The sequence below is a fragment of the Pseudomonas sp. NPDC077408 genome, assembly GCF_050269105.1.
GTDB lineage: Bacteria > Pseudomonadota > Gammaproteobacteria > Pseudomonadales > Pseudomonadaceae > Stutzerimonas.
In genome coordinates this window covers 537,857-564,215 of the sequence record NZ_JBNNHS010000003.1, presented here as the reverse complement: position 1 = coordinate 564,215, position 26,359 = coordinate 537,857, and the positions used below count along the sequence as shown (strand labels likewise).

Genomic DNA, 26,359 nt, shown 5'->3' with positions numbered 1-26,359 from the left:
AGGCAGGGTGACTTCTCTGGTACGAGCCACTAGAATGCTTGCCCATTCTGGGGCCGGAACGCCGGCTTATGTCTGTGCAACGAGGAAAATCCATGCAAGTTTCTGTTGAAAGCACCTCCGCTCTTGAGCGCCGCATGACCATTGGCGTGCCGGTCGAGCGCATCGAGACCGAAGTCAACAAGCGTCTGCAACAGACCGCCAGTCGTGCAAAGATTCCAGGCTTCCGTCCCGGCAAGGTGCCGATGAGCGTCATTCGTCAGCGTTACGAAGCGGCTGCCCGCCAGGAAGCATTAGGCGACCTGATTCAAGCGACCTTCTATGAAGCTGTCGTTGCCGAAAAGCTGAACCCCGCCGGCGCGCCGGCGGTCGAGCCTAAGGTGTTCGAAAAGGGTAAGGATCTCGAGTACGTAGCCACATTCGAAGTGTTCCCAGAATTCAAGGTGGCTGGTCTGGATGCCATCGAAGTCGAGCGTCTGCAGGCCGAAGTGGCGGATTCTGATGTCGACAACATGCTTGAGATCCTTCGAAAGCAGAACACACGCTTCGAAAAGGTTGACCGTGCTGCCGAAGACGGCGATCAGCTGAACATCGATTTTGTTGGCAAAATCGATGGCGAGGCCTTCGCTGGCGGGTCCGCTCAGGGCACGCAGCTGGTCTTGGGTTCCGGTCGCATGATTCCCGGCTTTGAGTCTGCGCTCGTTGGCGCCAAGGCTGGTGAAGAGCGGGTTATTAACCCGACATTCCCTGAGGACTATCAGAACCTCGACCTGGCAGGCAAAACGGCTGAGTTCGCTGTTACCGTGAACGGCGTAGAAGCCCCGCAACTACCAGAGCTGAATGATGAGTTCTTCGCCCAGTTCGGCGTGCAGGAAGGTGGTCTGGAAGGCTTCCGTGCGGAAGTTAAAAAGAACATGGAGCGCGAGCTGCGCCAGGCCATCAAGACCAAGGTCAAGAACCAGGTTATGGACGGTCTGGTTAGCGCCAACCCGATCGAAGTGCCGAAGGCCCTGATCGATAACGAAGTGAACCGTCTGCGCGTTCAGGCTGTTCAACAGTTCGGCGGTAATATCAAGCCTGATCAGCTGCCTGCTGAGTTGTTCGAGGAGCAGGCCAAACGTCGTGTTGTGCTGGGTCTGATCGTTGCCGAAGTGGTCAAGCAGTACGAGCTCAAGCCTGATGATGCGCGCGTTCGCGAGCTGATTGAGGAAATGGCCTCTGCCTACCAAGAGCCGGAACAGGTCGTGTCCTGGTACTACAAGAACGACGAGCAATTGAACGAAGTCCGGTCTGTTGTGCTCGAAGAGCAAGTTGTAGATACTGTCCTGCAGCAGGCTAAAGTGACCGACAAATCGGTCTCCTACGAAGAAGCAGTGAAGCCTGCGGAAGCCCCGCAAGCTGCCTGAGTTCCTTCAATCGTTTAATGCACATTCATAAGCCAGCCTTGAGCTGGCTTATGTCTTTGCGGCGTAACATAGGGAGTATCGTTGGACATGTCCGGCAATCCGTTTATGCAAGCACCAGACATTCAGGCCGCTGGCGGCCTCGTGCCGATGGTCATCGAGCAGTCCGCTCGTGGCGAGCGGGCGTATGACATTTATTCCCGTCTCCTTAAGGAGCGGGTGATTTTCATGGTTGGCCAGGTTGAAGACTATATGGCCAACCTGATTGTCGCGCAGATGCTATTCCTTGAGGCGGAAAACCCTGAGAAGGACATTCACCTGTATATCAATTCCCCTGGTGGGTCGGTGACTGCTGGTATGGCTATCTACGACACCATGCAGTTTATCAAGGCTGACGTTTCTACTACTTGTATCGGTCAAGCGTGCAGCATGGGTGCGTTCCTTCTCGCTGGCGGGGCCAAAGGCAAGCGTTTCTGTCTGCCAAATGCCCGAGTGATGATCCACCAGCCATTGGGTGGTTTTCAGGGGCAGGCGTCGGATATCGATATTCATGCCCGCGAAATCCTCTTCATTCGCGAGAGGCTGAACCAGTTGCTGGCCCACCATACCGGCCAGGATTTGGAAACGATCGAGCGCGACACCAATCGTGACTACTTCATGAGTGCTACGCGAGCGCTGGAATATGGCGTTGTCGATGCAGTTCATGATAAGCGGCAGCTGCCGGTCTAACGCTGGTCTAGGAGGGCGTAGTTAGCGGGCATCCGTCATGTGCGCTTTGCGCACCCTTGAAAATGCCTGCATTTGCCTTCATCTTGTATTACATGCCTTCCCCGATTGGATCGATCGAATGACTGACACCCGCAACGGCGAGGATTCCGGCAAGCTGCTCTATTGCTCTTTCTGCGGCAAAAGCCAGCACGAAGTACGCAAGTTGATTGCCGGGCCCTCGGTTTTTATCTGCGACGAGTGCGTCGACCTGTGCAATGACATCATCCGTGAGGAGGTGCAAGAAGCACAGGCTGAGAGCACATCGCAAAAGCTGCCTGCACCCAAGGAGATTAGCGGCATCCTCGACCAGTACGTAATTGGTCAGGAGCGAGCCAAGAAGATCCTGGCTGTGGCTGTGTACAACCATTACAAGCGACTCAACCAGCGCGATAAGAAGGAAGAAGTCGAGCTGGGCAAGAGCAACATACTGCTCATCGGACCGACCGGTTCTGGTAAGACGTTGCTTGCGGAAACGCTGGCCCGTTTGTTGAATGTTCCCTTCACTATCGCTGACGCTACTACGCTGACTGAAGCTGGCTACGTGGGCGAAGACGTTGAAAACATCATTCAAAAACTGCTGCAAAAGTGTGATTACGATGTGGAGAAGGCCCAGATGGGCATCGTCTATATCGACGAGATCGATAAGATCTCGCGCAAGTCGGACAATCCCTCGATCACCCGTGACGTCTCTGGCGAAGGTGTGCAACAGGCGTTACTGAAGCTGATCGAAGGCACGGTTGCCTCCGTACCACCGCAAGGTGGACGTAAGCATCCGCAGCAGGAATTCCTACAGGTGGACACACGAAACATTCTGTTTATTTGCGGCGGTGCGTTTGCCGGACTCGAAAAGGTTATTCAGGGTCGTGCAACCAAAGGCGGGATCGGCTTCAATGCAGAGGTTCGCAGTACGGAGCCGGGCAAGAAAATTGGCGAGTCGCTGCGTTCAGTTGAACCGGATGATCTCGTGAAGTTTGGTTTGATTCCCGAATTCGTCGGTCGTCTGCCGGTAATCGCTACACTCGACGAGCTCGACGAGGCGGCGCTGATTCAGATCCTCACCGAGCCGAAGAACGCCCTGACTAAGCAATACGGCAAGCTTTTCGAGCTTGAAGGTGTCGATCTGGAGTTCCGTGCCGACGCACTGAAAGCAGTCGCGGCTCGTGCGCTGGAGCGCAAAACAGGTGCTCGAGGACTACGCTCAATCCTCGAGGGTGTATTGCTGGATACCATGTATGAAATTCCTTCTCAGAAGGATGTCAGCAAGGTAGTCATCGACGAAAGCGTCATCGAAGGGACTTCTCAGCCGCTGCTCATATATGAGAACAGTGAGCCGCCTGCCAAGGCCGCGCCGGACGCGTGATAGAACAAGGGGGCCTCCGGCCCCCTTTGCTTTTCTACAGTCTCCTTGTTTTTTGCATTGCGCGCCCTCATCTTGATTGCCAAGGGTATGAATTTCCCGTTTACCGCCGTATGGCCGTCGTAGAGCTGAATTTATGAAGACAACCATCGAATTGCCCCTTTTGCCGCTGCGCGACGTAGTGGTTTACCCGCACATGGTGATTCCGCTGTTCGTTGGGCGGGAAAAATCCATTGAGGCCCTTGAAGCAGCAATGGCTGGCGATAAGCAGATATTGCTCTTGGCCCAGAAGAACCCAGCCGATGACGACCCGAACGAAGAGGGGCTCTATCGTGTGGGTACGGTCGCAACGGTGCTGCAGCTGCTGAAACTGCCGGATGGCACAGTGAAAGTGCTTGTCGAAGGCGAACAGCGTGGCGTCATAGACCGGTTTTTCGACGTTGAGGACCATTGCCGGGCCGAGGTCTCACTGATCGATGAGTCGGAGATCGAAGAGCGTGAAGCGGAAGTCTTCACCCGCAGCCTTTTGAGCCAGTTCGAGCAATATGTTCAGTTGGGCAAAAAGGTGCCCTCCGAGGTGCTTGCCTCGCTTGCCAGCATCGACGAGCCGGCGCGTCTGGTCGATACCATGGCTGCGCATATGGCGCTCAAAATCGAACAGAAGCAGGCAATCCTCGAAATCACCGATTTGCCGGCGCGAGTCGAACATGTGTTGGCCTTACTTGATGCTGAAATCGATCTGTTACAGGTGGAAAAACGCATTCGTGGCCGAGTTAAGAAGCAGATGGAGCGCAGTCAGCGTGAGTACTATTTGAATGAGCAGATGAAGGCCATTCAAAAAGAGCTGGGCGATATCGACGAAGGCCACAATGAAATCGATGATCTCAAGAAGCGCATCGAGAATGCCGGCCTGAGCAAGGACGCCTATGCCAAGGCGACCACCGAGCTGAACAAACTCAAGCAGATGTCACCGATGTCGGCTGAAGCCACCGTGGTCAGGACCTACATCGATTGGCTGGTCAACGTACCGTGGAAAGCAGCCAGCAAGGTTCGCCTTGATCTCGCCAAGGCTGAGGAAGTGCTTGATACCGATCACTACGGCCTCGAAGAGGTCAAAGATCGGATTCTTGAATACCTCGCAGTGCAGAAACGTGTGAAAAAACTAAAAGGTCCGGTTTTGTGTCTGGTCGGTCCTCCAGGCGTGGGTAAGACCTCGCTGGCCGAGTCCATTGCGCGCTCGACGAATCGCAAGTTCGTGCGCATGGCGCTGGGTGGGGTGCGGGACGAAGCTGAGATCCGTGGACATCGTCGTACGTACATCGGCTCCATGCCTGGTCGGTTGATCCAGAAGATGAGTAAGGTCGGCGTGCGCAATCCGCTGTTCCTGCTCGACGAGATCGACAAGATGGGTAACGACATGCGCGGAGACCCTGCGTCTGCTCTGCTTGAGGTGCTAGACCCTGAGCAGAACCACAACTTCAACGATCACTATCTCGAGGTCGACTACGACCTCTCAGACGTGATGTTCCTTTGCACAGCCAACTCCATGAACATCCCGGCGCCACTGCTTGATCGTATGGAGATCATTCGTCTGCCCGGCTATACGGAAGACGAGAAGATCAATATTGCCACCCGCTATCTGGTCCCGAAGCAGGTTCAGGCCAATGGCCTTAAAAAGACTGAGTTGCTGTTCGATGATGAAGCTATTCGCGACATCATTCGTTACTACACTCGCGAGGCCGGCGTTCGCGGACTGGAGCGTCAGATAGCCAAGGTATGCCGCAAGGTGGTGAAGGAGCATGCCTCAGAGAAGCGCTTTGAAGTCAGTGTTACAGCCGAATCGCTGGAGCACTTCCTGGGGGTTCGCAAATTCCGCTACGGGCTTGCCGAGCTGCAAAATCAGGTCGGTCAGGTCACCGGCTTGGCATGGACTCAGGTTGGTGGCGAGTTGCTCACCATCGAAGCAGCCGTAGTTCCAGGGAAGGGGCGGCTGACCAAAACTGGGTCGCTTGGCGATGTGATGGGGGAGTCCATCACAGCAGCGTTAACCGTGGTACGTAGTCGCGCGAAGAGTCTCGGCATCCCTGTCGATTTCCACGAAAAACAGGATATTCATATCCATGTCCCGGAAGGCGCTACGCCGAAGGATGGTCCTAGCGCAGGCATCGGCATGTGCACCGCGTTGGTTTCAGCAATGACCCAGATTCCTGTTAGGGCCGAAGTTGCCATGACCGGCGAGATCACGTTGCGGGGGCAGGTGCTTGCGATTGGCGGATTGAAAGAGAAACTGCTCGCGGCCCACCGCGGCGGAATCAAGACGGTGATCATTCCTGAAGAAAACCAGCGTGATCTGAAAGAGATTCCTGAGAATATTAAGCAGGACCTGCAGATTAAACCGGTCAAGTGGATTGACGAAGTCCTCCAAATTGCGCTGCAATACGCGCCGGAGCCCTTGCCCGATGCGGCTCCAGATATCGTTGCAAAGGATGACAAGCGCGAGTCTGATTCCAAGGAGCGAATCAGCACGCATTAGTCCGAGAGGCTTGATTGACACATTTTCGGTGGCCTTGATATAAGCCGGCCTTTTGTGTAGTTGCTATTTCGGCACCGCTTTGCTTACACCTAAAAATTATAGATACGACTCAACAGAAATAAGGGGACTTAGAGTGAACAAGTCGGAACTGATCGATGCTATCGCCGCATCTGCTGATATCCCGAAAGCTGTTGCTGGCCGCGCGCTGGATGCAGTGATTGAATCCGTTACAGGCGCTCTGAAGGCTGGTGATTCCGTGGTGCTGGTTGGTTTCGGTACTTTCGCTGTCAAGGAGCGCGCTGCTCGCACTGGCCGCAATCCCCAGACTGGCAAGCCGATCGACATCGCTGCAGCCAAGATCCCGGGATTCAAGGCAGGTAAGGCTCTGAAAGACGCTGTCAACTAAGCGTTTTCGATCCGGCCAGTTGCCAGTTAGCGCTGGCCCTGGCTTGGGGCGGTTATTCGAACAGGCACTGCTTGTTGCGTTCGGGCTTGGGGGATTAGGCCCAGCTGCTCCAAAAGCTCCGAGAAGGCGCATCCCTGGATGCGCCTTTCTTTTTATCCGGATTCCCGCGCTGCAGCGACGACTGCGCAGCTGACTCCTGGGGGACGCATGCTTCAGAATATCAGGGACAACTCACAAGGCTGGATTGCCAAAACCATCATAGGCATCATCGTGATGCTGCTGGCTTTGACCGGCTTTGACGCCATTTTCAATGCCGCCAGTAATAGCCGAAATGCCGCTGAGGTCAACGGTGAGGAGATCTCACTGGACGAGCTCAACCAAGCCATGAACATGCAGCGTCGCCAACTGGCTCAGCAGCTCGGGGGCAACTTCGACCCATCGATGCTGGACGACAAGCTGGTACGCGAGTCATCACTACGAGCGCTCATTGACCGTGCGCTTTTGCTGCAAGGTGCCCGCGATGCAGATTTCGCCTTCTCCGAAACGGCGCTTGATCAGCTGATCCTGCAAACTCCTGAGTTTGCCGTGGACGGCACATTTAATGCTGCGCGTTTCGATCAGGTAATTCAGCAAATGGGTTATAACCGGCTGCAGTTCCGCGAGCTGTTGGAACAGGAAATGTTGATTGGCCAACTTCGCGCCGGCATTTCCGGTTCCGGTTTCGTCACGGATGACCAGATCGAAGCTTTCGCTCGGCTTGAGCAGCAGACGCGTGATTTCGCAACCATCACCGTGCCGGCTGATACCGACGCAGTTGAAGTCAGCAGTGACGAGGCGCGCGAATTTTATGAACAAAATACGGACCGCTTTCGCTCGCCGGAGCAGGTTATTGTCGAGTATGTCGAGCTAAACAAGGAGTCCTTCTTTGACCAGGTCGAAGTGTCGGAGGAGGAAGTGCAGGATCTGTATCAGCAGCGTATCGCTAACCTGGCAGAACAACGCCGTGCGGCGCATATTCTGATCGAGACCGATGAGGCTGGCGATGCAAGCGCCAGGGAGAAGATTGACGAGGTCGCTAAGCGTTTGGCCTCAGGCGACGACTTCTCAGCGCTGGCTAAGGAGCTTTCCGAAGATCCGGGATCCGCGAGTGAAGGGGGGGACCTCGGCTTTGCTGCGCCAGGAGTTTACGACCCTGCTTTCGAGGAGGCGCTCTACGCTTTGGAGGAGGGCCAGGTCTCTGCGCCGGTTCGCTCCGATTTCGGCTGGCACTTGATCAAGCTTCTGGATGTTCAGTCGCCAGAGATCCCAACACTGGAAAGCCTAAAACCTGAACTGGTGCGGGAACTTAAAGCTCAACAGGTTGAGCAGCGCTTCGTTGAGGCCAGCAAGCAGCTCGAGGACACCGCATTCGAATCTGCCGATCTTGTCCAGCCGGCACAGGAATTGGGTCTTTCGGTACAGACGACCGAGCCGTTCGGCCGTGAAGGTGGAGCTGACGTCGCATCGAATCGGCAGGTCATCCAGGCAGCGTTCAGTGATGAGGTTCTGATCGACGGTGCTAATAGCGGTGTGATCGAACTGGATCCGGACACCGTCGTTGCTGTGCGAGTGAAGGAGCACCTGAAACCCGAAGTGTTGCCTTTCGATACAGTGAAGGACGACATCATCGCTCAACTCAAGCGCAGTAAGGCGGCAGAACAAGCAATTGAAACCGGTGAGCAGCTGATCGCTACACTACGTGATGGCGGACAGGTTCAGCAGCAGTGGCAGCCTGTCGAAGCCGCCTCGCGCAACCAGGAAGGGGTTGAGCCGGCAGTACTACAACAAGTGTTTCGGATGCCGAAACCGGTGGAAGGCGACAAGCCGAGCTACAGCAGTGTTCGAATGCCCGACGGAGATCTCGTAGTGGTTCGTCTGAGCGGTGTAAGCGAGCCCAAAGCGGAGCTCTCGCAGGAAGACAAGCAGAACTATCGTCGTTTCCTGGCGTCGCGGAGTGGCCAGCAAGATTTCGCTGCCTACCGTCAGATGCTCCATGCGGACGCTGAGATCGAGACCTTCTGAGCAAGTCCTAGCGCAAAAAAAACCCGCATCCATATGCGGGTTTTTTTATAGCGCCGGGTGGATCAGTCTTCCATTGCGCCCATCGCAGTGGTGTTGAAACCACCGTCGACATAGAGAATTTCGCCACTAATACCGGAAGCCAGATCTGAACAGAGGAAGGCACCCGCATTGCCGACCTCGTCAATGGTGACATTGCGGCGTAGCGGCGTCTGCTTTTCGTTGGCCGCCAGCATCTTGCGGAAGCTCTTGATCCCAGAGGCTGCCAGCGTACGGATTGGGCCAGCGGACACTGCGTTTACGCGAGTGCCCTCTGGGCCCAGGCTGCCGGCGAGGTAGCGAACACCTGCCTCGAGACTGGCCTTGGCCATGCCCATTACGTTGTAGTTGGGCATGGTGCGTTCAGCACCGAGGTACGAGAGCGTGAGGATGCTGCCATTGCGACCCTTCATCATCGGACGTCCAGCCTTGGCCAGCGCGACGAGACTGTAGGCGCTGATGTCATGGGCGATGCGGAAGCCGTCACGTGTAGTGACCTCGGTGAAGTCGCCGTCGAGCTGATCGCCCGGAGCAAAACCGACTGAGTGAACGATACCGTCCAGACCGTCCCACTTCTTGCCGAGCTCTTCGAATACCTTGACGATCTCGTCGTCGCTGGCGACATCACAAGGAAAGCACAACTCCGGACCCGAGCCCCAGCCAGCAGCGAACTCCTCGACGCGGCCCTTGAGCTTTTCATTTTGATAGGTGAAAGCCAGCTCGGCGCCCTCACGATGCATGGCCGCGGCGATTCCGGAGGCAATCGACAGCTTGCTGGCGACGCCGACGATCAATACGCGCTTACCGGTTAGAAAACCCATGTGCTTGTCCCTCTTCTGGTTGTTCATCAGTAGCTGGGACCATGAACGCTGATTCCAGTAACTGTTGTGTATATGGATGTTGGGGAGCGGCGAAGATTGCTTCTGCCATTCCCTGCTCAACGACCTTACCTTGCTTGACCACCATCATCTGATGGCTCAGCGCCCGGACCACTGCCAAGTCGTGGCTTATGAACAGGTAGGTCAGGTTGTACTTGGCCTGAAGTGAGCGCAGTAGCTCGACTACTTGCCGCTGTACGGTTCGATCCAATGCCGAGGTTGGTTCATCAAGCAGGATCAGATCAGGCTTGAGGACCAAGGCCCTGGCAATGGCGATTCGCTGCCGTTGGCCTCCCGAAAACTCATGGGGGTAACGGTGCCGACTTTCTGGGTCGAGTCCAACCTCGACCAGTGCATCGATGATTGCTTGCGCTTGCTCCTCGGCCGAACCCAAGCCATGGATACTGAGCCCCTCTCCAACGATCTGCCCCACCGACATGCGAGGGCTCAGACTGCCGAAAGGATCCTGAAACACGACCTGCATTTGCCGGCGCAATGGACGTACCGCCCGTTGTGACATTGCCTCAAGCGCATGGCCCTGGAAGCGGATTTCGCCGCTGCTCGAAAGCAGACGCAGAATAGCCAAACCCAGCGTGGATTTCCCCGAGCCGCTTTCGCCGACAATGCCCAGCGTCTGACCTTTCGGCAGGTTGAACGTGACGCCATCGACTGCCTTGATATGGTCCACGGTGTGCCTGAAAAGCCCCTTTTTGATTGGGAACCAGACCCGCAGATCATTCACTTCCAGCAGTGTTGGCGACGAGGGCTCAACCGGCACCGGTCCGCCGCTAGGTTCTGCCCCGAGCAGTTCCCGTGTATAGGGATGCTGCGGTGATCGGAACAATTCCTCGCAAGGTGCCTGTTCGACGACACAACCGCTCTTCATGACACATACATGGTGAGCGATTCGGCGAACCAGGTTCAGGTCGTGACTGATCAGCAGCAGAGCCATGCCTAGTCGGGCCTGCAGCTCTTTGAGCAGCTCGAGTATTTTCAGTTGCACTGTGACGTCCAGTGCAGTGGTGGGTTCGTCGGCGATCAGTAACTCGGGTTCGTTTGCCAGAGCCATGGCGATTACGACGCGCTGGCGCTGGCCGCCCGAAAGTTCGTGAGGGTAGGCTCGGATTCGCTTGGTGGGTTCGGGTATACCAACCAGCTCAAGCAGCTCAAGGGTACGTGCTGTAGCTGCCTTGCCGTTGAGCCCCTTGTGAATTTGCAGCACCTCATTGATCTGCTTGCCAATGGTGTGCAGCGGGTTCAGCGAGGTCATCGGCTCTTGGAACACCATGGCGATGCGGTCGCCGCGTATGCCACGCATGCGTTTCTCGCTCGCTTTGAGCAAGTCCTCACCACCGTAGCGAATTTCTCCTACCGGATGCTGTGCGAGGGGGTAGGGCAGCAGCCGCAGGATCGAGTGCGCCGTGACGGATTTGCCGGATCCGCTTTCGCCAACCAGAGCCAGCGTCTCGCCTTTGCGGATATCGAAGCTCACGCCCGTCACCACGCGCTGGGCCTGACCATTCGTGACGAACTCGACGGCCAGATCGCGGACCTCGATAAGGTTCTCGGTCATGCTATTTCCTTGGGTCGAAAGCATCGCGAGCAGCCTCTCCGATAAACACGAGGAGGGTCAGCATGACGGCTAGCACCATGAATGCACTGATGCCCAGCCACGGCGCCTGCAGATTTGCCTTGCCTTGTGCGACCAGCTCACCCAGCGAAGGGGCGCCAGGTGGCAAGCCGAAGCCGAGGAAATCCAAGGCGGTCAGGGTGCCGATCGCTCCGGTGAGGATGAATGGCATGAAGGTCATGGTCGACACCATCGCGTTGGGCAGAATGTGGCGGAACATGATTGCGCCGTTGCGCATGCCCAGGGCGCGTGCTGCCCGTACGTATTCGAGATTACGGCCGCGTAGGAACTCAGCCCGAACTACATCGACCAGGCTCATCCAGGAGAACAACAGCATGATGCCGAGCAGCCACCAGAAGTTCGGCTGCACAAAGCTTGCAAGGATGATCAGCAGATAGAGCACCGGCAGGCCGGACCATATTTCCAGGACTCGCTGACCAACGAGGTCGACCCAGCCGCCGTAGAAACCCTGCAGCGCGCCGGCAATTACGCCGATCACCGAGCTGATAAGCGTCAGGGTCAATGCAAACAAAACCGAAATACGAAATCCATAAATGACTCTTGCGAGCACATCTCGCCCCTGGTCATCGGTCCCCAGCCAGTTCTCCCAGGATGGCGGTGCGGGGGCGGGTACTTGCAGGTCGTAGTTGATGCTCGAATGGTGAAAAGGAATTGGTGGCCAGAGCATCCAGCCGTCCTTCTTTTCGATCAGTTCCTGAATGTAAGGGCCTTTGTAGTTGGCCTGTAGCGGAAACTCGCCACCGAACACCGTCTCCGGATAGCGTTTGAATACCGGGACATACCAGTCGCCATCGAAACGAACCAGGATCGGCTTGTCGTTGGCGATCAGTTCGGCGCCCAGGCTGAGTACGAACAGGGTCAGAAAGATCCACAGTGACCACCAGCCGCGCTTGTGGGCCTTGAACAGGGCGAACCGGCGCTGGTTCAGCGGCGACAGCTTCATCTCAAGCCTCCCTGCTTTCGAAGTCGATTCGGGGATCGACGAGCGTGTAGGTCAGGTCGCCGATGAGCTTGACTACCAGGCCGAGCAAGGTGAAGAGAAAAAGCGTGCCGAACACGACGGGATAATCACGATTGATGGCTGCCTCGAAACTAAGCAGGCCAAGGCCGTCTAGCGAGAAAATGACCTCGATCAGCAGTGAACCGGTGAAAAACATGCCGATAAATGCCGAGGGGAAGCCAGCAATGATGATCAGCATTGCGTTACGGAACACGTGGCCATACAGCACGCGATTTTTGCTCAAGCCTTTAGCGCGTGCTGTGATGACGTACTGCTTGTTTATTTCATCGAGGAAGCTGTTTTTCGTCAGCAAGGTGAGCGTCGCGAAATTTCCGATCACCAATGCCGTAACGGGAAGCGCAAGATGCCAGAAGTAGTCGATGATCTTGCCGGTGAGCGAAAGCTCTTCGAAGTTTCCGGAGGTCAGCCCCCTCAGTGGGAACCAGTTCCAATAACTGCCTCCAGCGAACAGCACGATCAGCAGGATGGCGAACAGGAAAGCAGGTATTGCATAGCCAATGATGATGGCCGAACTGGTCCAGACGTCGAATGCACTGCCATGTCGAGTTGCCTTGGCGATCCCCAGCGGGATCGATGCCAGGTACATGATGAGCGTGCTCCATAGCCCCAGCGAGATCGACACCGGCATTTTTTCGATAATCAGATCGGTCACACTGGCATCGCGGAAAAAGCTTTCGCCGAAATCCAGCCGCAGGTAGTTGCTGAGCATGATCCAGAAGCGTTCTGGTGCCGGCTTGTCGAAGCCGTACAGGCGTTCGATTTCGGCAATCAGGTCAGGGTCCAGGCCTTGCCCGCCTCGATAGCTGTTGCTCCCAGTCGCGACTTCGGACCCTCCGCCGGCGATCCGGCTGGTTGCGCCTTCGAAACCCTCCAGCTTGGCAATCGCCTGTTCGACAGGGCCGCCGGGTGCGGCCTGAATGATGATGAAATTGATCAGCAGGATGCCGAACAGAGTTGGGATGATCAGTAGTAGGCGCCGGAAAATGTACGCGAGCATGCCTATTGTTCCGTCGCACGGGTGACGCTGGTATCAGTTTCGGTCGCTGGCTTGTCTTCAAGCGGTTCCGGCTCGGGCTTGTCTACGTCTGGCTTGTTCCACCAGGTCATCAGGGCGACATCGTAACGTGGCGTTATTTCCGGGTGTGCGAGATGGTTCCAGTATGCGACACGCCAGGTCTTGATGTGCCAGTTAGGAATTACGTAGTGACCTGCGAGCAATACACGGTCCAGCGCACGAGTACGTGTAATCAACTCGTCCCGCGAGTCAGCGGCAATCAGCTTTTCGACTAGCACATCAATGGCGGGGTCTTTCAGCCCGATGTAATTGCGGCTTCCCGGATTATCGGCACTCGCCGAATGCCAGTATTCACGTTGCTCATTGCCTGGCGAGCTCGACTGGCCGAACCCGCTGACAATCATGTCGTAGTCACGTGAACGCAGCCGGTTGATGTATTGCGATACGTCGACGCGGCGGAGCTCAAGGTCAATGCCCAGACTGGCGAGGTTACGCTTGTAGGGCAGCAGTACGCGCTCGAAGTCTGCTTGCACTAACAGAAACTCGAGTTTGACCGGCTTGCCCTTGGCGTCCACCATCTGGTCGTTTTCAATCTTCCAGCCGGCTGCCGTAAGCAGCTCGTAGGCCCGGCGCTGCTGTGCTCGGATGATGCCATCGGCGTTGGTTTGTGGCAGTTCGAAAGGTTTTTCGAATACCTGATCCGGAATTTTGCCGCGTAGTGGTTCGAGGATGCTCAACTCCTGCTCACTGGGCAGGCCCGAGGACGCCAGCTCGGAGTTATCGAAATAGCTGGTGGTGCGTGTGTAGGCACCATTGAATAATTGGCGATTTGTCCATTCGAAATCGAAGAGCAGCGCCAGGGCTTCTCGAACCCTGGGATCCTGCAATCGGTCCCTGCGGGTGTTGAATATGAATCCCTGCATGCCTTGGGGATTGTGATTGGCGATCTCCTCCTTGAGGATACGCCCGTCTTTGACGGCCTCGATATCATAGGCAGTGGCCCAGTTCTTCGCGCTCGTCTCCAGCCAATAATCGAAGTGTCCTGCCTTGAAGGCCTGGAGCGCTACGGTGTTATCGCGGTAGTAATCGATGTTGACGTGATCAAAGTTATAGAAACCTCGGTTCACCGCGAGGTTCTCGCCCCAGTAATCTTCGACGCGGGCATAACGGACTGAGCGACCCGCTTCTGCCCGCTCGATGCGATAGGGGCCGCTGCCCAACGGGGCTTCCATACTGCCGGCGGCGAAGTCTTTGTCTGCCCACCAATGCTTCGGCAGGACGGGGAGCTGCCCAAGGATCAGTGGCAGCTCTCGATTCCCGGCGTGCTTGAAATCGAACCGGACGCGACGCGGGCCTTCTATCACGGCTTTTTCGACGTCAGCGTAGTAGCCACGGTAATGCGGCGCGCCCTTGCTGATCAGTGTTTCGAAAGTGAACACGACGTCCTCAGCTTCAACCGGCTCGCCGTCATGAAACTTCGCCTCGGGCCGCAGGTAGAAACGCACCCACTCATTGTTTGGCCCTTTCTCGATCTTTTCTGCGAGCAGGCCATAAACCGTGAAGGGCTCGTCAAGGCTGTTAGTCGTCAGCGTGTCATAGACGAGGCCTATATCATCCGCAGCTACGCCTTTGTTGATGAACGGGTTGAGGGAATCAAAACTGCCGAAACCTGCCTGGCGCAGCGTTCCGCCTTTGGGGGCGTCCGGATTGACATACTCGAAATGAGAAAAGTCAGACGGATATTTGGGCTGCTCGCCATACAGGGTCAGCGCATGCTGCGGTGCCGCTTCGGCCAGGCCCGTGAGCGAGAGCAGGGCGAAGGTGCCCGCTTGTAGAAACACCCGACGTATGTTGCTTGTCATTGAGCCTTCTCCTCCAGGTCCTTCAACCACCACGCGCGTAATCCCAGCGTGTAGGGCGGTGTGGTGACGTGGGCAAACCGATTACGGTATGCCAGACGGTGGTAACTGATGTACCAATTGGGGATGGTGTAGTGATTCCAGAGCAGAACGCGGTCGATAGCGCGTGTGGCGGCTATCTGCTCGTCCCGGGTCTTCGCCGCAAGCAGTTTCTCGATCATTGTGTCGACGATGGGGTTGGCGACGCCGGCGTAGTTGCGACCGCCCTTTACGTTCACCTGGGTCGAATGGAAGTACAGCCACTGTTCCAGCCCAGGGCTGAGACTCTGCCCCAGCGTGGTCAAGATCATGTCGTAGTCATATTGATCAAGCCGCTGCTTGTACTGCGCGCCATCGACAGTTCGCAGACGGGCTGATATGCCAATTCGCGACAGGTTCTCCACATACGGCTGAAGTATTCGCTCGAGCCCCGGATTGACCAGCAGAATCTCGAACCTGAATGGACGCCCCGCCTTGTCGCGAAGGCCGTCGGGGGTCAGCTTCCAGCCGGCGTCCCCGAGCAAAGCCAGCGCCTTGCGTAAAGTGTCGCGTGGAATTCCGCGCCCGTCCGTTTTCGGTAATTTGAATGGCTCGGTGAAGAGCTGCGCCGGGAGTTGCTCCCTGAATGGCGAGAGCAGGAGCCATTCCCCACCTTCTGGTGTCCCGGTCGCGGAGAACACGCTGTTCGGATAGTAGCTTTCGCTGCGCTGGTAGGCCCCATAGAACAGGGCGCGGTTAGTCCACTCGAAGTCGAACAGCATGCCCAAAGCCTGCCGTACCCTGATGTCGGCAAAGGTCGAACGACGCGCGTTCATGAACATTGCCTGGGTCTGGGTAGGGATTTCGTGTGGAATCTCTGCGCGAATCACGTCACCGCGCAGAACCGCAGGGAATTGATAGCCATTGGCCCAGTTTTTTGCCTGGTGCTCGATGTAGTAGTCGAACTCACCGACCTTGAAGGCTTCGAAGGCAACAGTCGTGTCGCGATAGAACTCCACGTCGACACGATTGAAGTTGTACTTTCCGCGGTTGGCGGGGAGATCGCTACCCCACCAGTTCTTCACTTTCTCGAAGGTGACGCGTCGTCCTGGCTGAACATCGCTGATTCTGTAAGGGCCACTGCCCAGTGGTGGCTCGAACGTGGTTGCGCGGAAATCCCGGTCCTTCCAATAGTGTTGCGGCAGCACCGGCAATTCACCCAGGCGCATAATCAGCAATGGCTGGCCCGGTTTGTCGAACACGAAACGAATGCGATGGCGATTAAGTATGTCGACGCGATCAACGCCCTGCAGATCGGTGCGGTAGCGTGGGTGACCATCTTTGATCAACAGCCGATAAGAAAATGCAACGTCGTAAGCCGTGATCGGGCGACCGTCGTGAAAGCGCGCCGAGTCGCGCAGGTTGAAAACCACCCAACTATGGTTGTCGCTGTACTCGATGGTCTCGGCGATCAGGCCGTATGCTGAAGCGGGTTCGTCGCCTGATGGATCATAGACGCCTGTCCCAACCATCAGCGGCTCGTTCAGTTCAGAGACGCCATACTGGAAGAAGCCAGGTGTTGCGGTTGGGCTGGTTCCCTTGAATGTGTAAGGATTCAGCGTGTCAAACGTGCCGGAAGCCATCAGCCGCACGTTGCCACCCTTAGGCGCATCGGGGTTCACCCAATCGAAATGAGTAAAGTCTTCCGCATATTTAAGGGTGCCGAACTGCGCATAACCGTGGCTTTCGCTGATGGTGGCGAACGACGGAAAGCTCAGTCCCAGACAGCTCAACAGTAATAGGATGGGTCGCATCAAACGGTGAATCCGATCCATGGCGCTTTCGGTCTTTTCGGCCGGCTACAGTAACAGCTTGTATCCGCTGGAAAAAGGCCGGCCATCTGGGCAAACTGCCTTTCCCTTCAGCCGCCCGATCCTTGGGTGAGGTCTCAAATTTTGAGTGAAACCAGTTACGGTCTGCAGGCGTGGATAGACCGCCTGAACCAATCCGAACTGCCTGCGTTGGCGGCGGTCGTGCAGGACCTTCAGCGGATCACCGAGCAAGAGCATGCGTCCGTCCAGCAGCTAGCGGACGTGCTCCTGCGCGATGCAGCCCTGACGTCGAAGGTGCTTCGGGTTGGCAATAGCAGTTATTACAACCCGTCCCAGGAAACGATCAAGACCATCTCTCGAGCCATCGTCATGATCGGCTTCGATAACGTCCGGTTGATCAGTCTTTCGGTCAGCCTGATCGACGGTTTGCTGGATCGTACGCCGCGACAGCAACTGCAGGAATTGCTCGCCCGGTCCTTTCATGCGGCGGTGCAGGCACGCAACATTGCCGGCTACGTTCTGACCAAGCATGAGGAAGAGGTTTTCATCGCCGCGTTGCTGCACGAAGTGGGCGAGCTCGCGTTCTGGGGCTGCGGTGGCCAGCAGGCCGATGAGTTGGGTGATGCCTTGGCGGCCGGCACGGACCACGATCAAGCCGTCGAACAGGTGCTTGGTACGAGTTTTCGCCAGCTTAACCTGGGGCTGATCAAGAGCTGGAATATCGGTGAGTTGGCCAGCTTCGCTCATGGGGCGGGGAATCTGCGGGACCCCGCAGTGCACTCCGTAAGCCTGGGGGTTCGCATTGGCGCAGCGGCCTTGAATGGGTGGGGCTGCCCGGAAATGGAAGGGCTGGTCAAGGAGTTGGCCGATTTCAGCGGCATCTCTGAAGCGGATGCGATGCAGCAAGTCCTTGCTAGCGCGGACGAGGCGGTGAACGTAGCGGCTACTTTCGGCGCCAGTCGACTGTGCAAGCTGATACCGTCCACTGACCCGGAACAGGTCCAATTGCAGCAGGCACAGCGCGCCGCGAGCCTCTTGCAGCCTGACCTGCTACTGATGCAGCAGGCCATGCAGGACCTCGGCATGATGGCCACCAGTCGAGGTGATGTCGGTTTGATACTCGATACGTTGCTCAAGGGGCTGCACCAAGGCGCAGGGCTGGAGCGCGTTATGCTCACCGTACTTGCCGATCAGCAGCGGTCGTTCCGTGCTAAGTGTGCAGTGGGTGATCAAACTCAGTCCTGGCTTGAGCAATTCGTGCTGCCCGTTGATCCGTCAGGCCAGTCGCATATCTTCAGTTATGTACTGCGCCAGCGTCAGCCACTGTGGATGGGCATTCCGGCAAGCTATAACCTCGACGAGCTGGTGAGCTTGCCGCTTCGCCAACAGTTGGGAAAAGGCATGTTTTTCATTGCGCCATTAGTGGCGGGCACGCGTGAGATCGGCGTGCTCTATGCCGATAATCGCGTCTCCGGAAGAGCGCTCAAACACGAGCAGTTTGTCGCCTTTCAGCGATTTACCCAGCTGGCCGGGCGCTGTCTCGATGCACTGAGCAAGCGCAATTGAGCAGGGCCGCCTAAACCTTTGCGCGCGGCAGCTCAGCGTGGAATGTACAGCGTAAGGGTCTGGCCCGGTTTGAGCATCGCGCTGTCTCTGGGGTTCCAGGTCTTCAAGTTGTTGATTTGAACATTGAAGCGTTTGGCGATCACATAAAGCGAATCACCTTTCTTGACCTTGTAATAGGTCGGCGCGGGTTTGGTCTGCTGGTTATTGCCGGCAGCCTGGAGAAAGAGTGCCTGGCCGACCTTGAGATTGCTGCCTGACAGGTTGTTCCAGCGCTGCAGATCACGGACCGAAACCTTCTGTGCTTTGGCGATATCCCAGAGGTTGTCACCTTGGCGCACGCGGTAGCTACGCGGTGCCGGCTGGCTTCTCGCAACCGCGTGGAGCAGTTCCTGAGACTGTGCTGCGCCGGCTGATTGCGGAATGCTCAGCACTTGCCCGATCTGCAGGTGATCGCTGCGTAGGCGATTGATGTCACGAATGATGTTGACTGATAGGCGATGCCGGTTGGCGATTGCGCCCAGCGTGTCACCAGGACGTACCTTGTATTGCTGCCAGTCAACCATATCCTGCGGTTTCATCAGCGCAAGGTTGGCCGCAAACATCTCGGCTTTGTCGCTTGGGACCAGCAGGTGCTGCGGGCCGTCCAGTGTAATTCGCCGAGTAAACGCAGGGTTCAGCTGGTAGATCTCGTCTTCGTCCAGGTCCACCATGTCTGCGACCCTGGCGAGCTCCATGCGCTGTTTCAACGCGACTACTTCAAAATAGGGCTCGTTAGCGATGGGGTTCAGATTCAGTCCGTATGCATCAGGGCTTTGCACCATCTGCGAAAGTGCCAACAGCTTTGGTACGTAATCGCGAGTTTCTCGAGGAAGGGGCAGATTCCAGTAATCGGTCGGCAGGCCGAGCTTCTGGTTTCGCTCGATAGCGCGGCTGACGGTTCCCTCGCCGGCATTATAGGCAGCCAGCGCAAGCAACCAATCGTCGCTAAACAGGCCGTGCAGATAGGTCAGATAGCGCAGCGCTGCGGTGGTAGACGCGGTGATGTCGCGTCTGCCGTCATACCAGCTGGTCTGTTGCAGATTAAAGTGGCGGCCTGTCGAAGGGATGAACTGCCAAAGGCCGACTGCCTGAGCTGGAGAATAAGCAAACGGGTTGTACGCGCTCTCAATAATGGGCAGCAGCGCCAGCTCGAGGGGCATATCTCGCTCTTCGAGTTGTTCGACGATGTAGTGGATGTACGGGCTGCCGCGTTCGCTTGCCATCTCGATGGAATTCGGTCGGCTGGAAAAAAGGAGGCGCTGTTGCTCGATGCGCGGATTGCTTTCCAGATGGTCCTGTAGCTTGAATCCATGCCTGATGCGATCCCATACGTCCGCATGGGTTGGCTCTGCCGGCGCTTTCTCCGTGAGCCACAGGGTGTCCTGCACAATCGGCACTGGCCTGGTACGGGCATCGCTGTCTGTCGGGGCTCGGGAGGAGGTGCTCTGGCAGCCGGTTATAGCGAGACAGATTGCTAGCGCCAGGGCCCGGCCGGAGGCTGCCAAGGCGTCCGGCTGTGGGCTGTTCGTAGAGTCAGACGGCATTGGCTGATGGGCTCCCTAGGCGCAAATTCGAGGGAGTGTAGGAATGCCGCTGCGGTGGGTCAACCCGACGCCTCGGTTTTTGGCGACTGGTCGATCTTCATTAAAAGCTGTCTTTCCAACCTCGAAGTACTGAGAACACGGCTTCCGCTGTCTCCAGTGGCCGATCGGCATGTCGACTTGCTGCGGCTACCACTCCAGGCTCCCAGCAGCGCAGGAAGGGGTTGGTGGTTTGTTCAGTACCCAAGTCAGAGGGCAGCGTGATGCGCTTTGCCTCACGCAGGCGGACGACCTGTTCGAGACGTTCAGCGATATCAGGGTTTTCCGGTTCGACTGCCTGAGCAAACCGCAGGTTGCTCAGCGTGTATTCATGGGTGCAATAGATCTTGGTAGCTGCAGGCAGTGCGGCAAGCCGTTGCAGTGATGTGAACATTTGGATGGCGGTGCCCTCGAACAGGCGGCCACAACCTGCGGCAAACAGCGTATCGCCGCTCAATAACCAGGGCGCTTGGGCGTCGTCATGAAAATAGGCAATGTGACCGCTGGTATGCCCCGGGACCTCAAAAACTTCTAATTCCTGGCCGAGAATGCGGATGCGCTGCCCGTCGACCAGCGCATGATCTCTGGCCGGTATATTTTCGCTCGCTGGGCCATAGACCGTTGCGCCATATTGGGCCTTGAGCTGCTCGACTCCGCCTACATGGTCGTGGTGGTGATGGGTGATCAGAATGTCAGTCAATTGCCAGCCGGGGCGAGTGTCCAACCATTGCTGAACAGGGGTAGCCTCACCCGGGTCTACCACTGCGCAGAGACGCCTTTGAGGATCCTGCAGCAACCAGATGTAGTTGTCGGTGAAGGCGGGCAGAGCGTCTATCTTCAACATATGCACGGGTCGCCAAGTCATTAGCAAAAGCGCATCCTAACAGCCGAATCGGAGAGTTGAACCGATAGGGCGTATTGATCGGGTCCGCCAAACCGACGAATGGAGGCTAGCCATGAGTGAGTCTTGTGCCAAATCGGACGAACGCTGGCTGTCGCTGATGGACAATGCCAGTGCCTGGTTCGATGGTCCGTCAGGTCGACAACTGCTTGAACACGAGCAGTTAGTGATCAATCAACAGCTGTCGCGGTGTTTTGGCAGCTACCTGGTGCATTACGGGCCATTTGCCAATACTGCGATCGAGCCGCAGAAAATCAAACGCAGCGTCCGCCTAGGGCCGCCACTTGCAGGTGTTGAAATCATCTGCGAGGAGCAATCCTGGCCGATCGGCGAACATGCTGCTGACGTTGTTGTGCTTCAGCATGGTCTGGATTTCAGCCTGTCGCCGCACGCCCTGCTGCGTGAAGCCGCCCGCAGCGTCCGGCCGGGAGGGCATTTGCTGATCGTCGGGATCAATCCTTGGAGTGCCTGGGGTGCGACACGCTTGCTGTCACGCAAGGCGTTTCGCCACGCTCGTTGCATCCGTCCGACGCGAGTAGGTGACTGGTTGAACCTGCTTGGATTCTCGCTGGAGAAACGGCAGTTCGGATGCTATTGTCCGCCGCTTTCGTCGAGCCAATGGCGGGCGCGGTTATCCGGTCTGGAGAACGCGGCACAAAGGTCGCAATTGCCTACGGGAGGTTTCTACCTGCTTGTGGCGCGAAAGCTTATGGTAGGTCTGCGACCTGTGCGGCAAAGCCGCCGTGAGCGCATGGGGCAGCTGCTACCGATGCCTGTGGCGAAGGTCAGTCGCCGGGACGCCGAACAGTAATAGGCAAAGAATTTCTCATGAGTGACGAAACGGTCGAGATCTATACCGACGGTGCCTGCAAAGGCAATCCTGGCCCGGGTGGCTGGGGTGCGCTGTTGCTCTACAAGGGCGTGGAGCGTGAGCTCTGGGGTGGCGAGGCGGAAACCACCAACAACCGCATGGAGTTGACGGCTGCCATCCGTGCACTGGAAGAGCTGAAGCGGCCTTGCCAGGTAAAGCTGGTAACCGACTCCCAATACGTTATGCAGGGCATCAATGACTGGATGCCCAACTGGAAGAAGCGCGGCTGGAAGACCGCCGCCAAACAACCTGTCAAAAATGCTGATCTTTGGCGGCTGTTGGATGAGCAGGTCAACCGCCATGAGGTGAGTTGGCAGTGGGTCCGCGGACATACGGGGCACCCGGGGAACGAGCGCGCCGATCTCCTGGCCAATCGCGGCGTAGTACAAGCCAAACGACAACCTGCCTGAGTAATGTGAAATATGCGTAGCGTAGTACTCGATACCGAAACCACTGGTATGCCAGTAACCGATGGTCACCGGATCATCGAGATAGGCTGTGTTGAGGTCATCGGTCGTCGCCTTACCGGCCGGCATTATCACGTCTATCTGCAGCCGGATCGTGAGGTGGACGAGGGCGCGATCGCTGTTCACGGGATCACCAATGAGTTCCTGACCGATAAGCCTCGGTTCAGGGAGGTTGCCGATGAGTTCTTCGAATTCATAAAAGGCGCCCAGCTGATCATCCATAACGCAGCGTTCGACGTTGGATTCATCAATAACGAGTTTGCCCTGCTCGGTCAGCAGGATCGTGCCGAGCTAAGCGATCACTGCAGCATCCTCGATACCCTGCTGATGGCCCGTGAACGGCATCCTGGCCAGCGCAACAGCCTTGATGCGTTGTGTAAACGCTATGGGGTCGACAACTCGGGTCGCGATCTTCACGGCGCGCTGCTCGATGCGGAGATCCTCGCCGACGTCTACCTGACAATGACGGGTGGACAAACCAACCTGTCCCTGGCGGGTGATGGCGCCGGTTCCGAAAGCGGCGGCCGTCAGCAGCCTACGCCTATCCGCCGGTTGCCAGCTGACCGCCCCGGTACCTTGGTGATCCGCGCCAATGCGGAAGAAGTCGCTGCGCATGCGGCACGCATGCAGGCTATCGAGAAGGCAGCGGGTGCTGTGCCCCTCTGGGTTCAGTTGGAGCAACCCGTCCCCAACGAGGCGGAAGCATTGCCGGCCTGAGGCGTCGGCGTCGACGCGCTCACAGACGCTTCGGCGCGGCGCAATAAATTCTAGCTTGGTGCTTGCGGGTAGAGCCTCTACGCTGGAGAGGACTCCCCCCAGGACGCCCTCATGTATAAAGACCTCAAATTCCCCATCCTCATTGTTCACCGTGACATCAAGGCCGATACCGTCGCTGGCGAGCGAGTACGAGAAATAGCAGCCGAGCTTGAGCGGGACGGCTTTCATATTCTCCCGACGGGAAGTGCTGCAGAGGGTCGAATTGTCGCGTCAACCCATCACGGGCTGGCCTGCATCCTGGTTGCTGCAGAAGGCGCTGGCGAAAACCAACGGTTATTACAGGATGTTGTGGGGCTGATACGGGTCGCACGCCGGCGTGCGCCTCAGCTACCAATTTTTGCGCTTGGTGAGCAGATCACCATCGAGAATGCGCCAGCTGAGGCGATGGCGGACCTGAACGAGCTGCGCGGGTTGCTCTATCTGTTCGAGGACACCGTCCCGTTTCTCGCCCGGCAGGTCGCTCGCGCCGCGCGGAGCTACTTGGATGGGTTGTTGCCGCCGTTTTTCCGCGCGCTGGTGCAGCATACGGGGGACTCCAACTACTCGTGGCACACGCCTGGCCATGGCGGTGGTGTCGCTTTTCGCAAGAGCCCGGTCGGCCAGGCATTCCATCAATTCTTTGGCGAGAACACGCTGCGCTCCGACCTGTCGGTGTCGGTGCCTGAGCTTGGCTCGCTGCTCGACCACACTGGTCCGTTAGCAGCAGCCGAGGCCCGAGCGGCCCGAAACTTCGGTGCAGATCACACGTTTTTCGTAATCAACGGAACCTCAACTGCAAACAAGATCGTTTGGCACTCGATGGTGGCCCGAGACGACCTGGTTCTGGTGGATCGTAACTGCCACAAGTCGATACTGCATTCGATCATCATGACCGGCGCAATTCCCCTTTATCTAACGCCCTCACGCAACGAACTCGGAATCATTGGTCCGATTCCGCTCGAGGAGTTTTCGCCGGAATCGATTCAGGCCAAAATCGATGCCAACCCACTCACCCGTGGGCGCTCGCCAAGAGTGAAGTTGGCGGTCGTGACCAACTCTACCTACGACGGCCTTTGCTACAACGCTAACCTGATCAAGCGGACCCTCGGCAATAGCGTAGATGTCTTGCATTTTGACGAGGCCTGGTACGCCTACGCCGCGTTTCACGAGTTCTACGACGGGCGTTACGGGATGGACACTCGCGAGCAAGGGCCGCTGGTATTCACCACCCATTCGACGCACAAGGTGCTCGCGGCTTTCAGCCAGGCATCAATGATTCATGTCCTCGACAGTGAGCAGCGACAGCTGGATCGTGATCGCTTCAACGAAGCCTTCATGATGCATATCTCCACATCCCCGCAGTACGGCATCCTTGCCTCGCTCGATGTCGCCTCGGCGATGATGGAAGGTCCCGCGGGTCGCTCACTGATCCAGGAAACCTTCGACGAGGCGCTGAGCTTTCGCCGCGCATTGGCTAACCTGCGACAGCATCTGGCGCCAGATGACTGGTGGTTCAGCATCTGGCAGCCTGCTTCGGCAGATGGGGCGGACGAACTGGTCACCAGCGACTGGCTGCTGCAGCCGGAAGCGGATTGGCATGGTTTCGGGGATGTCGCCAATGATTACGTGCTGCTCGATCCGATCAAGGTCACCCTGGTAACGCCCGGGTTGACCGCCGGTGGCACGTTGATCGAGCGGGGCATTCCAGCGGCAGTGGTCAGCAAGTTTCTTTGGGAGCGGGGACTGGTCGTTGAGAAAACCGGTCTCTATTCGATCCTGGTGCTGTTTTCCATGGGTATCACCAAGGGTAAATGGAGCACGTTGCTGACCGAGTTACTGGAATTCAAGAGACACTACGACGACAACGTACCGTTATGCGATGCGTTGCCGACTGTGGTGCAGGCAGGCGGCAGCCAATACTTAGGGATGGGGCTGAGGGATCTGTGCGACTCGCTCCATGATTGTTACCGCAAGAACGCCACCGCAAGAGCGATGAGGCGGATGTACACCGCTCTGCCTGCGTTGGCAATGAAGCCGGCCGAGGCTTACGACAAGCTGGTACGCGGCGAGGTTGAGGCAGTCTCCATCGAGGCGTTGGAAGGTCGCATCGCCGCAGTCATGCTGGTGCCGTACCCGCCAGGGATTCCCCTGATCATGCCGGGCGAGCGCTTCACCTCCGAAACGCGCTCGATACTCGACTACCTAGCCTTCGCTCAGCGGTTCGCCGCGCAGTTTCCTGGGTTCGATGCTGATGTACATGGACTGCAGCGCGAGGAGCACCCTGACGGGGTAGGTTATACAGTCGACTGCATCCTTGAGGGGTAGCGTGACTCGGCCCATCCAGCCGGTATCGCAGCTTGTCAAAGAAGATCATGTGCGAGGGCGTGGGCTGCTTCACATCGTCCCGCATCGACATTCACTCGGCTGTTGCTATAGTTGTTCGGCTGAGAGCAGTCCTCCCTGTGTGGGGCTGTCGAACCCGTTCAGGCACTGAGTGCCTCGGCTGTCGAGGATGATAGCGTGACCGACTACCAAGCCTTCCGTGTGGAGTTGAAGAACAAGATCGCCCATGTAGCGATTAACCGACCTGACAAGGTCAACGCCATGAATGCTGCATTCTGGAGCGAAATTGTCGATATCTTCCAATGGATCGAAGATACGGACGACATTCGGGTAGTGGTGCTGTCGGGCGAGGGAAAGCATTTTTCAGCCGGTATTGATCTTCAACTATTGGCGCAAGCCGCGACCCAGATGGGTAGCGATGTGGGCCGCAACGCCGAACGCCTGCGTCGCCAGATTCTCAAGCTTCAGAGCTCGTTCAACGCGGTGGATAATTGCCGCAAGCCGGTCATAGCGGCCATCCAAGGGTACTGCATCGGCGGTGCGATCGATCTGATCGCTGCCTGCGATATGCGTTACAGCACGCTCGATGCGCAGTTTTCGATCAAGGAAATCGATATGGGGATGGCGGCGGATGTCGGTACGCTGCAGCGACTACCTCGAATCATCGGCGACGGCATGATGCGCGAGCTCGCATACACCGGGCGTAACGTTGACGGGCAGGAAGCGAAGGCCATCGGCCTGGTCAATCAAACTTACACCGACCAACCATCCCTTATGGCTGGGGTTTTCGCTCTGGCGGCCGATATCGCCGCGAAGTCACCAGTCGCCATTCGCGGGACCAAGGAGATGATTCGCTATATGCGCGACCACCGTGTCGATGACGGGCTCGAGTACATCGCCACCTGGAACGCAGCGATGCTTCAGTCGGCTGACCTGAAGGTGGCCATGGCTGCCCATATGAGCAAGCAGAAACCGGATTTCGCTGACTGATGCATCATTCA

Annotated in this window: 20 protein-coding genes; 12 read left to right on the top strand and 8 right to left on the bottom strand. The window is 57.2% G+C overall.

Annotated elements, in window-relative coordinates; genetic code table 11:
• The first annotated feature begins 92 nt into the window (after positions 1-92).
• The 6 genes from tig to ACQKEK_RS11775 all read left to right on the top strand — a co-directional run bounded on the left by tig (position 93) and on the right by ACQKEK_RS11775 (position 8,525).
• Entirely contained in the window at positions 93-1,403 is a 1,311-nt protein-coding gene (gene tig, locus ACQKEK_RS11800; protein ID WP_499142749.1) for a trigger factor, read from the top strand.
• Between the two features lie 87 nt (positions 1,404-1,490).
• Entirely contained in the window at positions 1,491-2,129 is a 639-nt protein-coding gene (gene clpP, locus ACQKEK_RS11795; protein WP_216706838.1) for an ATP-dependent Clp endopeptidase proteolytic subunit ClpP, read from the top strand.
• Between the two features lie 118 nt (positions 2,130-2,247).
• The gene (gene clpX / locus ACQKEK_RS11790) at positions 2,248-3,528 is read left to right on the top strand and encodes an ATP-dependent Clp protease ATP-binding subunit ClpX (RefSeq protein ID WP_045427644.1); all 1,281 of its coding nucleotides are present in this window, start codon (positions 2,248-2,250) and stop codon (positions 3,526-3,528) included.
• A gap of 133 nt (positions 3,529-3,661) precedes the next feature.
• The gene (lon, locus tag ACQKEK_RS11785) at positions 3,662-6,058 is read left to right on the top strand and encodes an endopeptidase La (protein ID WP_499142748.1); all 2,397 of its coding nucleotides are present in this window, start codon (positions 3,662-3,664) and stop codon (positions 6,056-6,058) included.
• Positions 6,059-6,191: 133 nt separating this feature from the next.
• Positions 6,192-6,464: a nucleoid-associated protein HU-beta gene (gene hupB / locus ACQKEK_RS11780; protein ID WP_019339231.1), complete on the top strand. Its 273-nt coding sequence runs from the start codon at positions 6,192-6,194 to the stop codon at positions 6,462-6,464.
• A 207-nt stretch (positions 6,465-6,671) separates the two neighbouring features.
• On the top strand, positions 6,672-8,525 hold the full coding sequence (locus ACQKEK_RS11775) for a SurA N-terminal domain-containing protein (RefSeq protein ID WP_499142747.1): 1,854 nt from the start codon (positions 6,672-6,674) through the stop codon (positions 8,523-8,525).
• 62 nt (positions 8,526-8,587) lie between these two features.
• On the opposite strand, the gene fabI is transcribed toward ACQKEK_RS11775, so the two are convergent.
• The 6 genes from fabI to ACQKEK_RS11745 are packed head-to-tail and all read right to left on the bottom strand — an operon-like array spanning position 8,588 to position 16,817.
• Positions 8,588-9,382 (bottom strand): enoyl-ACP reductase FabI, encoded by a 795-nt coding sequence (gene fabI, locus ACQKEK_RS11770; protein WP_045427639.1) that lies wholly within the window; start codon positions 9,380-9,382, stop codon positions 8,588-8,590.
• On the bottom strand, positions 9,363-11,012 hold the full coding sequence (locus tag ACQKEK_RS11765; RefSeq protein WP_046161190.1) for an ABC transporter ATP-binding protein: 1,650 nt from the start codon (positions 11,010-11,012) through the stop codon (positions 9,363-9,365). The genes fabI and ACQKEK_RS11765 overlap by 20 nt, the downstream gene beginning before the upstream one ends.
• A gap of 1 nt (position 11,013) precedes the next feature.
• Positions 11,014-12,033, bottom strand: coding sequence for an ABC transporter permease (locus ACQKEK_RS11760; protein WP_499142745.1), 1,020 nt, complete (start codon positions 12,031-12,033; stop codon positions 11,014-11,016).
• Between the two features lies 1 nt (position 12,034).
• Positions 12,035-13,108, bottom strand: coding sequence for a microcin C ABC transporter permease YejB (locus ACQKEK_RS11755; RefSeq protein WP_045427631.1), 1,074 nt, complete (start codon positions 13,106-13,108; stop codon positions 12,035-12,037).
• Positions 13,109-13,110: 2 nt separating this feature from the next.
• On the bottom strand, positions 13,111-14,988 hold the full coding sequence (locus tag ACQKEK_RS11750) for an extracellular solute-binding protein (protein WP_499142744.1): 1,878 nt from the start codon (positions 14,986-14,988) through the stop codon (positions 13,111-13,113).
• Positions 14,985-16,817 carry an extracellular solute-binding protein gene (locus ACQKEK_RS11745; protein WP_499142950.1) on the bottom strand — a complete coding sequence of 611 codons (1,833 nt, stop codon included), beginning with the start codon at positions 16,815-16,817 and terminating at the stop codon, positions 14,985-14,987. The genes ACQKEK_RS11750 and ACQKEK_RS11745 overlap by 4 nt, the downstream gene beginning before the upstream one ends.
• 141 nt (positions 16,818-16,958) lie before the next feature.
• Between ACQKEK_RS11745 and ACQKEK_RS11740 the strand changes: the two genes are divergently transcribed.
• Positions 16,959-18,401: an HDOD domain-containing protein gene (locus ACQKEK_RS11740; protein ID WP_499142742.1), complete on the top strand. Its 1,443-nt coding sequence runs from the start codon at positions 16,959-16,961 to the stop codon at positions 18,399-18,401.
• 32 nt (positions 18,402-18,433) lie between these two features.
• Here ACQKEK_RS11740 and ACQKEK_RS11735 read toward each other — a convergent pair whose 3' ends face one another.
• Together ACQKEK_RS11735 and gloB are read right to left on the bottom strand one after the other, a co-directional pair.
• Positions 18,434-19,984, bottom strand: a complete 1,551-nt coding sequence (locus ACQKEK_RS11735; RefSeq protein ID WP_499142740.1) for a lytic transglycosylase domain-containing protein — start codon at positions 19,982-19,984, stop codon at positions 18,434-18,436.
• Between the two features lie 100 nt (positions 19,985-20,084).
• Entirely contained in the window at positions 20,085-20,864 is a 780-nt protein-coding gene (gene gloB / locus ACQKEK_RS11730) for a hydroxyacylglutathione hydrolase (RefSeq protein ID WP_499142738.1), read from the bottom strand.
• Between the two features lie 112 nt (positions 20,865-20,976).
• Between gloB and ACQKEK_RS11725 the strand changes: the two genes are divergently transcribed.
• From ACQKEK_RS11725 to ACQKEK_RS11705, 5 genes are all read left to right on the top strand, one after another.
• Positions 20,977-21,732, top strand: coding sequence for a class I SAM-dependent methyltransferase (locus ACQKEK_RS11725; RefSeq protein ID WP_499142736.1), 756 nt, complete (start codon positions 20,977-20,979; stop codon positions 21,730-21,732).
• A gap of 17 nt (positions 21,733-21,749) precedes the next feature.
• Positions 21,750-22,202: a ribonuclease HI gene (gene rnhA / locus ACQKEK_RS11720; RefSeq protein WP_128121335.1), complete on the top strand. Its 453-nt coding sequence runs from the start codon at positions 21,750-21,752 to the stop codon at positions 22,200-22,202.
• A 12-nt stretch (positions 22,203-22,214) separates the two neighbouring features.
• Complete coding sequence (gene dnaQ, locus ACQKEK_RS11715; RefSeq protein ID WP_128121334.1) at positions 22,215-22,976, top strand: DNA polymerase III subunit epsilon; 762 nt, start codon at positions 22,215-22,217, stop codon at positions 22,974-22,976.
• Between the two features lie 111 nt (positions 22,977-23,087).
• Positions 23,088-25,340 carry an Orn/Lys/Arg family decarboxylase gene (locus ACQKEK_RS11710; protein WP_499142733.1) on the top strand — a complete coding sequence of 751 codons (2,253 nt, stop codon included), beginning with the start codon at positions 23,088-23,090 and terminating at the stop codon, positions 25,338-25,340.
• 195 nt (positions 25,341-25,535) lie between these two features.
• Entirely contained in the window at positions 25,536-26,348 is an 813-nt protein-coding gene (locus ACQKEK_RS11705; protein WP_499142731.1) for a crotonase/enoyl-CoA hydratase family protein, read from the top strand.
• The last annotated feature ends 11 nt before the right edge of the window (positions 26,349-26,359 follow it).